Below are 11,890 nucleotides of genomic sequence, written 5' to 3'. Positions count from 1 at the left end.
CTGGGCTCAGGGCAGCAGCGCGAAACGGCCGCTTCGTCCGCCGGGTTGCATCCGCACCTGGGCGACGTGGAAACTCTGTTGCACCACCTCGCCATCGGGGCTGAAGCTGATCTCGCCCAGAGGGGTGTCGTAGCGGCCGGCGAGCAGTTCGGCCATCAGCGCCTTGCGCGCCTCCCCCAGGGGAACCCTGGCCAGCGGTTGGCGTTGGTTCAGCCGCTGCAGCGCTTCAGCCACCACCTGGTAAGCCGTGAAGGCCTGGGCCGTGAGCTGGGGAGGGATGGCCCCGCCCTTGGCCTTCTGATACAGGGCCACGAAGTCGCGGTTCACGGCCGTGTCGAGCTCCGGGCTGTAGGCCTGGGCGATCAGGATGCCGTCGCAGTAGGCCTGGCAGATCGGATAGATGTTCGGAGTGTTCATGCCGTTGCCCACCACGATCGTGCCCCTGTAACCCAGCTCGCGCAGCTGACGGATCAGGTTGCCGCCATCCACCGCCTGGGCCGAGATCACGATCAGATCGGGCGTCTCACGCAGGGCGGCGGTGATCTGGTTCTGAAAATCCTGGTCATTGAGCTGGGTGCGCTGCACCGTCACGGGCTTGAGCCCCTTGTCGGTGAGCGCCTTCTGGAAGATGGCGGTCTCGGAGGTGCTGTAAGCGTCGTCCTGGGCATAGAACACCGCCGCCCGACGGATCGAGGGGGTCAGCTCCAGAGCCTTGGCGATGGACAGGGGTGCAATCTCGGTGCTGGGGGCCGACACCCGGCTGATGAAGCCACCGATCTGGGGAATGCCGCTGGCGGTGTTGGAGGGCGCCACCACCGGCACGCCGCGGCGCTGGGCGATCGGGTCGGCCGCGAAGGCCTGCTGCGAGAGGGTCGGACCGATCAGGGCCACCATCCCGGCGTCGATCAGCAGATTGAAGGCCTGGCTGGCGGTGGCCTCATCGCCGCCGCCGTCCTCGAGGCGCAGGTTCAGCGGCAGGGCGCCCTGAGGGTTGGCCCCCTGGCGTTGCTGGAACCAGGCCTGAGCGAGCTTGAGGCCGATCTGCTGATCCTGCCCGTAGGCATTGGCGTTGCTGGTGAGCGAGAGCACCGCCCCGACGGGGATGCCTCCCTTGAGCTGCAGCGGCTGGTCTTCGGCGCGGGGTCCGCAGGCCGCCAGTGCGGTCCCCAGGGACAGAGCGGCCCCCAGGACGGCCGCGATCCGGAAACGCCGGCCTGCCTGCATCAGGCGATGGCGGCGAAGCAGTCGCGGAAGGCCCTGAGGGTAGCTTCGATGTCGGCGTCGCTGTGGGCCAGGGAGGTGAATCCGGCCTCGAAGGCACTGGGGGCCAGGTAGATCCCGCGCTCGAGCATGGCCCGGTGCAGCCGACCGAAGCGCTGGCTGTCGGTGGCCTTGGCTTCCTCGAAGTTGCGCACGGGGCCCTCGCAGAGGAAGAAGCCGAACATGGCGCTGATCGAGCCGCCGCAGATCGGAAGGCCGGCCTCCGCACCCGCCGCTTGGATGCCGTCGCTGAGGCGTTTGGTGATCGTCTCCAGCCGTTCGTAGGTGCCGGGCTGTTTCAGCAGTTCCAGGGTCTTGATGCCGGCGGTCATCGCCAGAGGATTGCCGCTGAGGGTGCCGGCCTGGTACATCGGCCCGGCCGGGGCCACCATCGCCATGATGTCGGCCCTGCCGCCATAGGCGCCCACCGGCAGGCCGCCGCCGATCACCTTGCCCAGGGTGGTGAGATCGGGGGTGATGCCGAAGCGGGCCTGGGCGCCGCCGTAGCTGATGCGGAAGCCCGTCATCACCTCATCGAAGGTGAGCAGGGCACCGTGCTCGGTGGTCAGTTCGCGCAGACCCTCGAGGAATCCCGGTTCGGGTGTGATGAAGCCGGCGTTGCCCACCACGGGCTCGAGGATCACCCCGGCGATTTCGCCGGGGTTGTCGGCGAAGAGCTGTTTCACCGCCTCCAGGTCGTTGTAGGGGGCGGTGAGCGTGTTGGTGGTGGTGGTGCGGGGGACACCAGGGGAATCGGGCAGTCCGAGCGTGGCCACGCCCGAGCCGGCCTTCACCAGGAACATATCGGCGTGGCCGTGGTAGCAGCCCTCGAACTTGATCAGCTTGTCGCGGCCGGTGAAGGCCCGCATCAGCCGCAGCACCGACATGCAGGCCTCGGTGCCCGAATTCACGAAGCGGACCATCTCGACGCTGGGGACCGCCTCGATCACCATCTCCGCCAGGGTGTTCTCCAGGGCGCAGGGGGCGCCGAAGCTGGTGCCCTTGTCGAGAGCCTCATGCAGGGCGGCGATCACTTCCGGGTGGGCATGACCGCAGATCGCCGGCCCCCAGCTGCCGATGTAATCGATGTAGCGGTTGCCGTCCACGTCCCAGGCATAGGCGCCCTTGACCCTGTCGAAGACGATTGGGTCACCGCCCACCGAGCGGAAGGCCCGCACCGGTGAACTGACCCCACCGGGCATCAGGGTCTTTGCGGCACTGAAGAGGTCCTGGGAACGGGAGGTGTTCAGGGCAGGAACCGAAACAGGGGCCGAAGTCAAGGCGTGATCCGCGAACGTTGAAGGGGGTAAGGGGCTGGGCCGACCCTGAGGAGAGCCCTGGCACCACCTGACCATGGTGCATCTTCGCCCAACGGGCTGCCGTTCCCGTCAGCAGAAGCACCAACCATGCCAGCGGATCGTCCTCTCAGACTCCACGGGAGCCTCCGCTTGCGCAAGACTTCGCAACGAGTCTTTCCGGCCCGGAGCTCCTGGGAGGTGCTCACCCGCCATGCTCGCTATCGTCACGGAGCTGCCCGTTGTTGTTGGCTGACCCCTTGGCCAAGCCGCCTGCCCTGACCCTGCCCTGGGGCCGGATCGAGCGGCGTCTGCGTCAGTTGCTGCCCTCCAGGGCAGTGGTGGCCCGTCGCCCGGAGCTGCTCACCTACGACAGCGATGGCCTCACCCTGCAGCGGCATGAGCCGCCCCTGGTGGTGCTGCCTGAAACCACTGACCAGGTGGCGGCGGTTCTGCGCCTCTGCCATGAGGAGGGGATTCCTTTCGTGGCCCGAGGCAGCGGCACTGGCCTCTCGGGCGGTGCCGTGGCCGAACAGGAGTCGCTGCTGGTGGTGACCAGCCGCATGCGTTCTGTCCTGGCCGTGGATCTGGAGAACCAGCGCATCACCGTTCAGCCGGGGGTGATCAACAGCTGGGTCACCCGTGCCGTGGCCGGCGATGGCTTCTACTACGCCCCCGACCCCTCCAGCCAGGTGGTCTGCAGCATCGGCGGCAACGTGGCCGAGAACGCCGGTGGAGTGCACTGCCTCAAGTACGGCGTCACCAGCAATCACGTGCTGGAGCTGGAGGTGGTGCTCCCGGATGGCCGCATCACCCGCCTGGGTGGAAGCCTGGCGGAAATGCCCGGCCTGGATCTGCGCGGAGTTTTCATCGGCAGCGAGGGCACCCTCGGCATTGCCACCGCCATCACCCTGCGGCTGCTGCCACAGCCCCAGACGGTGCAGGTGCTGCTGGCGGATTTCCCCTCGATGGAAGCGGCCGGTGAGGCGGTGCGCCGCGTCACCGAAGCGGGGGTGCTGCCGGCGGGGATGGAGATCATGGACAACTTCACGATCAATGCCGTCGACGACCTCTTCGGCTGCGATGAGTACCCCCGCGATGCGGCTGCGGTGCTGCTGATCGAGCTCGACGGCCGCCTGGAGGAGGTGAGCGCCGCGGCGGAGAGGGCGATGGAGCTCTGCTGTCAGGCCGGCGCCCGTACCTTGCGCCGGGCCGAATCCGAGGCCGATCGCGCCCTGCTCTGGAAGGGGCGCAAGTCGGCCTTCGCGGCCGTGGGCCGGATCACCCCCACCTATTACGTTCAGGACGGGGTTGTTCCCCGCAGCGCCCTGCCGCAGGTCCTGGCCGCGATCGAGGAACTCAGCCGCCGCTATGCCCTGCCGGTGGCCAATGTCTTCCATGCCGGTGACGGCAACCTGCACCCGCTGATCCTCTACGACGCCGGCCAGACCGACGTGCAGGAGAGGGTTCAGGCCCTCGGCGCCGACATCCTGCGTCTGTGCATCGACGCCGGCGGCAGCATCACCGGTGAGCATGGGGTGGGCGCCGACAAGCGGTGCTACATGGATTGGATGTTCTCCCCGGACGACCTGGACACGATGCAGCTGGTGCGCCAGGCCTTCGATCCCGAGGGCCGAGCCAATCCCGGCAAGCTCTTCCCCACCCCTCGCAGCTGCGGCGAGTCAGCCCGTCGTTCCCGCAGCGTGCGCGTGCAGGTGTCCTCCGCTGATGACGCCGGCGCTGAGACCTCCGATCAATCCCTGGCCGCAGCGATCGAGGTGTTCTGAGCCTTCGCAGCCTGGTCAGGCTGCCACGGGCACCTGGTAGCGGGCGATGCGCGCGAAACCGGCTGGATCCAGTGAAGCGCCTCCCACCAGCACGCCGTCGATGTCGGGCTGGGCCATCAGCAGGTCGATGTTCTCCGCCTTGACCGAGCCGCCGTACTGGATCACCACATCGTTGTAGCCCACCCAGCCACGGATCAGGGCGCAGAGGCGGTTGGCTTCTTCGGCTCCGCAGGTCTTGCCGGTGCCGATCGCCCAGATGGGCTCGTAAGCCACCACCAGGCGGGTGGGGTCAAGGCCTTCGAGGCCCTGGTCCACCTGTCGACGGATCACCCGCTCGGCTTCGCCCGCCTCCCGCTGGGAATCGCTCTCGCCCACGCACAGAATCGGGATCATTCCCGACTTCTGGGCCGTACGGGCCCGCAGATTGATCTGTTCGTCGGTTTCGCTATAGTACTTCCGCGGCTCGCTGTGGCCCACGATCGCGTGGCTGACGCCATGTTCCAGCAGCATCGGGGCCGAGATCATGCCCGTGTAGGCCCCCATGTGATCCCAGTGCACATTCTGGGAGGCGATCTTCACGGGACTGCCCGCGAGAGCTTCACTCAGGGCGGCGATGGCGGTGAAGGGAGGGGCCAGCACCACCTCCCGATCACTGGGAAGGTCTCCCAGAAGGGGCAGGAAAGCGGCGGCATAGGCCCGCGCCTCGGCGCAGGTCATGTGCATCTTCCAGTTCCCTGCAATCACGGCCTTACGCACAGGATCGTCCTCGCCCAGAACTGCCCCACAACCTAGGTCTCGGAGGGGACCACCAGTCTCAGTCGCTCGAGTTCCACCGTGTCGCCCGGCAGGAGCTGGCGGCCGCGGCGACGTTCCACAGACCCGTTGACCCTGACCTCTCCAGCCTGCACACGCACCTTGGCTTCACCGCCGGTGGCCACCAGGCCCTGGAACTTGAGGAACTGATCAAGCCGCAAGAGACGGAGAGCCGAATCGGCACTGATAAGGTTCGCCGATGCTCGCACCCCCACCGGCCGGCTTTCGCGGGCTGCTGCCGCTGCTGAAGCCCCACCGCCGCAGGCTGGTGGCCGGTGGCCTGTGCATGCTTGTGTTCGTGGCCTGCTGGCCACTGCTCGCCGCTCTGGCAGGCCAGCTGATCCCGGCTATCGGCGCGGGCGATTTCCCCCGGGTGCTGCGGGCGATCTCCCTGGCTCTGGCGGTGTTCCTGGTGCAGAAGCTGGCCCAGTTCGGCCAGGACACCCTGCTGGCCTCCCCGGCGCTGCAGGTGAGTCAGGCGCTGCGCAGTCAGTTGTTCGCGCGTCTCCAGCGGCTGGAGTTCTCGGCCCTGGAGAAACTTTCGGCCGGTGATCTCACCTATCGCCTCACCGAAGACGCCGACCGCGTCGGCGAAGTGATCTACAAAACGATTCAGGACACCACCCCAAGCCTGCTGCAGCTGGTGGTGGTGTTCGGCTACATGGTGTTCCTGGACTGGAAGCTGTCGCTGGCCACCCTTCTGCTGGCCCCCTTGGTGGCGGTGATGGTCAGCGGTTTCGGCGCCCGGGTGATGGGGGCGGCGGAGCGCAGCCAGAAGCAGGTGAGCGACCTGGCGGGGCTGCTGGCCGAAGCCATCGGTGGACTGCCCCTGGTGCGGGCCTTCGCGGCGGAAGCCTGGCTGCAGGACCGCTTCGAGCAGGAAATCGATCTGCACCGGCGCGCCCGGTACCGCACCCTGCGTCTGCTGGCCCTGCAACATCCGGTGGTGGGCTTCATCGAAGCGGCCGGCATCCTCTCCGTGCTGCTGATCGGGGCGGCACGCATCCAGGCCGGAGGACTCGACAGCCAGGGGTTCAGCTCCTATGTGGCTGCCCTGCTGATGCTGATCGATCCGATCTCACACCTCACCACCAACTACAACGAGTTCCAGCAGGGGCAGGCGTCCCTCAACCGCCTGCGCGAGATCGAGCGTGAGCCGATGGAGATCCCCGACAGCCCCGGGGCGCAGCCCCTCGGGCCGGTGCGTGGAGCCCTGCGCCTGGAGCATGTCTGGTTTGGCTACGAACCGGAACAGCCGGTGCTGAGGGATCTCGATCTGAGCGCGGAGCCCGGACAGCTGGTGGCCCTGGTGGGCCCTTCGGGTGCGGGCAAGAGCACCCTGTTTTCGTTGCTGTTGCGCTTCAACACCGCCCAGAGAGGGCGGGTGCTGCTCGATGGTCAGGACCTCGCGGGCCTGCGGGCCGCCGACCTGCGCCGGGCTGTGGCCCTGGTGCCCCAGCAGAGCCGTGTGTTCTCGGGCAGCGTGGCCGAGGCGATCCGCTTCGGTCGTCCCGCCAGCGACGAGCAGGTGCATCAGGCGGCGCGTCTGGCCAATGCGGCCGGCTTCATCGAAGCCCTCCCCGAGGGCTATCACTCCCGCATCGAGGAGCGGGGCAGCAATTTCTCCGGTGGCCAGCTCCAGCGCATCGCCATCGCCAGGGCGGTGCTCGGTGATCCCGCGGTGCTGCTGCTGGATGAGGCCACCAGCGCACTCGATGCGGAGGCGGAGGAGGCGGTGCAGCGGGGCCTGAAGCAGGCGATGGCCGGCCGCACCGTGCTGGTGATCGCCCACCGCCTCTCCACTGTGCAGGGGGCCGACCAGATCCTGGTGCTGGAGGGAGGAGGCATCATCGAGCGCGGCAGCCATGATCAGCTGATGGCAAGACCCGGCCGCTACCGCGAGCTGTGCGACCGTCAGTTGATCCGGGTGGCGGCCTGAGCCGTCCGCGTTGATGCCACACCCCAGGTTCCGCCGTTCAGTTCCACGCACGAGCGACCATGGCTGAAATGCCTCAGTGGGAGTACCGGGTCATCCACATCAATGTGGAGAACACCTCCCCACCCCAACCGCCCGATCCCCAGGCCGCCAGTCAGAAGCTGCAGGGGATTCTCAGTCCGGAATTCATCGCCCGGGAGTTTCCCGAGTTCTACGGCGCCTCCCAGACCCCTCGTCACCCGGCGGAGCAGCTGCAGTTCTTCATGAACCTGCTCGGCAAGGAGGGCTGGGAAATGGTCGAGGCGGCCCAGGTGGGCCCGCTGCTGATGTTCTTCTTCAAACGGATCCGCCGCCCGGCCCCGGCCAAGCTGCCGCCGGCCGGCACATCCCTGGCCGCTCCAGGCGCCGAGAGCCCGCCGGGAGCGGCTTAACCTGCCCCCGACGACACAGTGGTGACCTTGACGGCCTCTCCCAACCAACCCCCCGTTCTCACCTTCGAGGGCAAGCGCTACGAACTCAATGCTCTCCCCGACGACGTCAAGGAACTCGTGCGGGGTATGCAGGTGGCCGACGCCCAGCTGCGGCTCTATGAGGACACCCTCAAGGTGCTGGCCGTCGGGCGCCAGTCGATGGCCTTTCAGCTGAACGAACGGCTCAAGTCGATCCCCGCCCTGCCGGACGGGGTCTGAACCTGTGCTTCACCCGGCCATGGGGGGCTCCAGGGCCTCGAGGGATTCGAAGCGGAAGGTCTGCAGGTTCGGGGTTTCCGGTGCTTCAGGGTCTTCGCTGCTGATCACCCGCTCACTCAGCACCCAGGGGCCCTCACCGGACAGGGGCACGAAGGTGTCGGTGAAGGAGCTCATGCCGCTACGGGCCTCGCCGCTGGCCGGATCGCTGTACTGGCTGGTGTAGGTGCGGCTGAGGTAGCCCGCTCCGGTGTCGGTGGTGCTGCCGGTGAAGATCGTGACCACGGTGCCGTGGATCTGCCGGTGCACCATCGTGACCACCGAATCCTTGATGCGGTAGCGGTCGCCGGCGTTCTTTCCGCCCACGATCACCTCGAGTCCCACGGCGTCGGTGTCGCCGGCGCTGAAGGTGTTGGCGCCGTGGGTCTGCTCGAAGCTGCGGCGCACCCTGTGGATGCACACCTCCCAGAGCTGGGAACCGATGGCTTTGCTGATCGCCTCGTCCTCGATGCCCTCCACGCTGGCCTTGAGGTCGGCGCCCACCGTGAAGGTGCCCTCCACCCGTCGTCCGTCCTGTTCCCAGACGCAGCGGCCGCGGTACCCGGCAAAGCCCGGATCCCAGGTGTAGCGGTTCTCGTAGGCCGCGCGGAACAGCTCGCGGATGTCGCTGCCGGGGGCGACGGCGGCCTCAACGGCGCCGGTGGCTCCGGCGCTGGTCGGCATGGCGGTGCTGGTCAAGGGACGGGAGGCCCGAGGGGCATCAACCCTAACGAGCCGGAACCGGGTGGATGTCCTGAAGGGCCGTCACAGTGAGCTCCTGATGCTGCAGTGTGGCGATCGCCTCCACGGCCGCCCGCGCTCCGGCCAGGGTGGTCACCGTGGGCACGGCGTAGTCGAGGGCGGCCCGGCGCAGGTACTTGTCGTCGTGGGTGGCCTGACGGCCGATCGGCGTGTTCACGATCAGCTGGATCCGGCCGGATCGGATCGCGTCCTCGATGTTGGGCCGGCCTTCATGCACCTTCAGGATCGACTCCACCTCCAGGCCCGCCTCCTGGAGCACCCTGGCGGTGCCGCTGGTGGCGATCAGGTCCAGGCCCAGCTCCGAGAGCCGCCGGGCCACCGGTACCAGGGAGGGCTTGTCCCGGTCGTGGGTGGAGAGGAACACCGTGCCCGTGCCGGGCAGGGCTTCACCAGCCGCGATCTCGGCCTTGGCGTAGGCCATGCCGAAGCTGGCCCCGCTGCCCATCACTTCGCCGGTGGATCGCATCTCCGGGCCGAGCAGGGTGTCGGCCCCGGGGAAGCGCTTGAAGGGCAGCACCGCCTCCTTGACGTTCTGCAGTGGCGGGACCGGCTCGCTGGTGAGGCCCAGTTCGCCGAGGGTGTGGCCGGCCATCAGCAGGCTGGCGAGCTTGGCCAGGGGCACGCCGGTGGCCTTGGCCACGAAGGGCACCGTGCGGGAGGCGCGCGGGTTGGCCTCGATGATGAACACCCGATCCCCCGCGATGGGGTCCGGCTGGACGGCGAACTGGAGGTTGATGAGGCCGGTCACCTCCAGGGCCAGGGCCAGGTCCCGGGTCCACTGGCGGATCGTGGCCAGCGCCTGCTCGGAGAGCGACACCGCCGGCAGGGTGCAGGCCGAATCTCCGGAATGGATGCCGGCCGGTTCGATGTGCTCCATCAGGCCGCCGATCACCACCTGGCCCTGACGATCGGCCAGGGCATCGACGTCCACCTCGATGGCGTTCTCCAGGTACTGGTCGACCAGCACCGGGTGATCGGGTTCCACCTGCACGGCCTCCACCATGTAGCGGTTGAGTTCCTCCTCGTCGAAGACCACCTCCATGGCACGACCACCGAGCACATAGCTGGGCCGCACCACCACCGGGTACCCCACCCGCTCGGCCACGGCGCGGGCCTCCGCCTCGCTGCGGGCCAGGCCGTTGCGGGGCTGACGGATGTCGAGGCGGCGCAGGATCGCTTCGAACTGCTCCCGGTCCTCGGCCTGATCGATCGATTCCGGGGACGTGCCCCAGAGGCGGGTGCCGGTGGCGGCACCGTCCGGCGTGGCCAGCCAGCGCAGCAGGGGCAGGGCGAGCTTGAGTGGAGTCTGGCCGCCGAACTGCACGATCACCCCCTCGGGTTTCTCCGCCTCGATCACGTTGAGCACGTCTTCGAGGGTGAGAGGCTCGAAATAGAGCCGGTCACTGGTGTCGTAATCCGTCGACACCGTTTCCGGGTTGCTGTTCACCATCACCGTGGCGAAGCCGTCGGCCCGCAGGGCGAACGACGCGTGGCAGCAGCAGTAGTCGAACTCGATGCCCTGACCGATGCGGTTGGGACCGCCGCCGAGGATCATCACCTTGCGGCGGGTTTCCGGGCGCACCTCATCCTCCGGAGCCAGGCGGATCGCCTGGCCTGCCTCGTCGAGGCGCTCCAGGGGCCGTTCGTAGGTGGCGTAGTGGTAGGGGGTGGTGGACGCGAATTCCGCTGCGCAGGTGTCCACCGTCTTGAACACCGCGCTCACCCCGAGAGCCTGGCGGTAGCGGCGGACACTCAGTTCGTCGCCACCGCTGGCCCAGGCGATCTGACGGTCGGAGAAGCCGAGTTGCTTCAGCTCCAGCAGATCCGCCGCCGAGAGTTGCTCGAGAGTCCGTCCCCGCAGCAGCCGCTCCTCGGCCTCGATCAGCTGCCGGAGCTTGGCGAGGAACCACGGATCGATGGCGCTGAGCTGGTGGATCTCCTCGTCGCTGCGGCCCGCCACCATGGCGGCGCGCACCGCGAAGATCCGATCGGGTGAGGGGGTGCGCAGCATCCGCTCGAGGTCGGTGGGCTCCAGCGGATTGTCGGGGCGGTCACAGCCCCAGCCGGCATGGCCTGTTTCCAGCGAGCGCAGGGCCTTCTGGAACGACTCCTCGAAGCAACGGCCGATCGCCATCGCCTCGCCCACCGATTTCATCGACGTGGTGAGCACCGCCGGTGAACCCTGGAACTTCTCGAAGGCGAAGCGGGGGATCTTGGTCACCACGTAGTCGATCGTGGGCTCGAAGCAGGCGGGCGTCTTGCCGGTGATGTCGTTGAGAATCTCGTCGAGGGTGTAGCCCACGGCCAGGCGTGCCGCGATCTTGGCGATCGGGAAGCCGGTGGCCTTGGACGCCAGCGCCGACGATCGGCTCACCCTCGGGTTCATCTCGATCACCACCACGTCGCCGTTGGCGGGGTTGATCGCGAACTGGATGTTGCTGCCGCCGGTCTCCACGCCGATCTCGCGGATGATCGCGATCGACTGGTCCCGCAGGCGCTGGTACTCCCGGTCGGTGAGAGTCTGGGCTGGCGCCACGGTGATCGAGTCGCCCGTGTGCACCCCCATCGGGTCGAGGTTCTCGATGCTGCAGATGATCACCACGTTGTCGGCGAGATCACGCATCACCTCCAGCTCGAATTCCTTCCAGCCGATCAGCGACTGCTCGATCAGGATCTGGCTGACCGGGCTGGCCTCCAGGCCGCTCTTGCAGAAGGCCTGGAATTCCTCGGGGTTGTAGGCGATGCCGCCGCCGGAACCTCCCAGGGTGAAGGCCGGCCGGATGATGCGGGGGTAGGTGCCGATCTCTTCACCCACGCGTTCGGCTTCCTCCAGCGAGGAGGCGATGCCGGACGGGCACACGGCCACCCCGATCCGCTCCATGGCCTCCTTGAACAGGCGCCGGTCCTCGGCCTTCCGGATCGCCTGGAGATTGGCTCCGATCAGCTCCACACCGAAGCGCTCGAGGGTGCCGTCCTCCGCCAGGGCCACCGCCAGGTTGAGGGCCGTCTGGCCGCCCATGGTGGGCAGCAGGGCATCGGGGCGCTCCAGTTCGATCACCTGTCTCACCACGTCGGGGGTGAGAGGCTCGATGTAGGTGCGATCCGCCATGTCCGGATCGGTCATGATCGAGGCCGGGTTGGAATTCACCAGCACCACCTCGTATCCCTCGTCGCGGAGGGCCTTGCAGGCCTGGGTTCCCGAATAGTCGAATTCGCAGGCCTGGCCGATCACGATCGGTCCCGAGCCCAGCAGAAGGATGCGATGCAGATCCGACCGGCGGGGCATGGGCGGCGCTTGAACTGCCAAACCTC

The 11,890-nt window shown here is 67.8% G+C and carries 10 protein-coding genes; 4 read left to right on the top strand and 6 right to left on the bottom strand.

The genetic code is table 11. The features are described from left to right. Positions 1-6: 6 nt before the first annotated feature. Both I1E95_RS01175 and hemL read right to left on the bottom strand, forming a co-directional pair. Complete coding sequence (locus I1E95_RS01175; RefSeq protein ID WP_197164656.1) at positions 7-1,224, bottom strand: ABC transporter substrate-binding protein; 1,218 nt, start codon at positions 1,222-1,224, stop codon at positions 7-9. Continuing rightward, positions 1,224-2,540, bottom strand: a complete 1,317-nt coding sequence (gene hemL, locus I1E95_RS01170) for a glutamate-1-semialdehyde 2,1-aminomutase (RefSeq protein ID WP_197164654.1) — start codon at positions 2,538-2,540, stop codon at positions 1,224-1,226. Before hemL ends, I1E95_RS01175 begins: the two co-directional genes overlap by 1 nt. Before the next feature lie 275 nt (positions 2,541-2,815). Here hemL and I1E95_RS01165 point away from each other — a divergent pair, with 275 nt between their 5' ends. Beyond that, positions 2,816-4,342: an FAD-linked oxidase C-terminal domain-containing protein gene (locus I1E95_RS01165; protein WP_197164652.1), complete on the top strand. Its 1,527-nt coding sequence runs from the start codon at positions 2,816-2,818 to the stop codon at positions 4,340-4,342. A gap of 15 nt (positions 4,343-4,357) precedes the next feature. Here the strand turns inward: I1E95_RS01165 and tpiA are convergent, their stop codons facing one another. Beyond that, positions 4,358-5,059 carry a triose-phosphate isomerase gene (tpiA, locus tag I1E95_RS01160; RefSeq protein WP_231594771.1) on the bottom strand — a complete coding sequence of 234 codons (702 nt, stop codon included), beginning with the start codon at positions 5,057-5,059 and terminating at the stop codon, positions 4,358-4,360. A 71-nt stretch (positions 5,060-5,130) separates the two neighbouring features. After that, the gene (locus I1E95_RS01155) at positions 5,131-5,316 is read right to left on the bottom strand and encodes an RNA-binding S4 domain-containing protein (protein ID WP_197164648.1); all 186 of its coding nucleotides are present in this window, start codon (positions 5,314-5,316) and stop codon (positions 5,131-5,133) included. Between the two features lie 38 nt (positions 5,317-5,354). Between I1E95_RS01155 and I1E95_RS01150 the strand changes: the two genes are divergently transcribed. From I1E95_RS01150 to I1E95_RS01140, 3 genes are read left to right on the top strand one after another with little or no spacing between them, the layout of a single operon-like run. Beyond that, positions 5,355-7,094, top strand: coding sequence for an ABC transporter ATP-binding protein (locus I1E95_RS01150; RefSeq protein ID WP_197164646.1), 1,740 nt, complete (start codon positions 5,355-5,357; stop codon positions 7,092-7,094). 59 nt (positions 7,095-7,153) lie between these two features. Beyond that, a complete protein-coding gene (locus tag I1E95_RS01145; RefSeq protein WP_156776544.1) occupies positions 7,154-7,522 on the top strand; it encodes a hypothetical protein in 369 nt (122 codons plus the stop codon). A gap of 27 nt (positions 7,523-7,549) precedes the next feature. Further along, positions 7,550-7,780 (top strand): DUF6447 family protein, encoded by a 231-nt coding sequence (locus I1E95_RS01140; RefSeq protein ID WP_006170799.1) that lies wholly within the window; start codon positions 7,550-7,552, stop codon positions 7,778-7,780. 9 nt (positions 7,781-7,789) lie between these two features. On the opposite strand, the gene I1E95_RS01135 is transcribed toward I1E95_RS01140, so the two are convergent. Continuing rightward, complete coding sequence (locus I1E95_RS01135; protein ID WP_197166937.1) at positions 7,790-8,500, bottom strand: DUF3386 domain-containing protein; 711 nt, start codon at positions 8,498-8,500, stop codon at positions 7,790-7,792. Between the two features lie 43 nt (positions 8,501-8,543). Next, positions 8,544-11,864 carry a carbamoyl-phosphate synthase large subunit gene (gene carB / locus I1E95_RS01130; RefSeq protein ID WP_197164644.1) on the bottom strand — a complete coding sequence of 1,107 codons (3,321 nt, stop codon included), beginning with the start codon at positions 11,862-11,864 and terminating at the stop codon, positions 8,544-8,546. Between the last annotated feature and the right edge of the window lie 26 nt (positions 11,865-11,890).

This window comes from Synechococcus sp. CBW1107, assembly GCF_015841355.1.
Lineage (GTDB): Bacteria > Cyanobacteriota > Cyanobacteriia > PCC-6307 > Cyanobiaceae > Regnicoccus_A.
This window is presented reverse-complemented; position numbering and strand designations above follow the sequence as displayed.

Coding starts and splice junctions, on each gene's coding strand:
- I1E95_RS01175 (WP_197164656.1), bottom strand. CDS start 1,224: ATGCAGGCAGGCCGGCGTTTCCGGATCGCGGCCGTCCTGGGGGCCGCT.
- tpiA (WP_231594771.1), bottom strand. CDS start 5,059: ATGACCTGCGCCGAGGCGCGGGCCTATGCCGCCGCTTTCCTGCCCCTT.
- I1E95_RS01150 (WP_197164646.1), top strand. CDS start 5,355: ATGCTCGCACCCCCACCGGCCGGCTTTCGCGGGCTGCTGCCGCTGCTG.
- I1E95_RS01145 (WP_156776544.1), top strand. CDS start 7,154: ATGGCTGAAATGCCTCAGTGGGAGTACCGGGTCATCCACATCAATGTG.
- I1E95_RS01135 (WP_197166937.1), bottom strand. CDS start 8,500: ATGCCGACCAGCGCCGGAGCCACCGGCGCCGTTGAGGCCGCCGTCGCC.
- carB (WP_197164644.1), bottom strand. CDS start 11,864: ATGCCCCGCCGGTCGGATCTGCATCGCATCCTTCTGCTGGGCTCGGGA.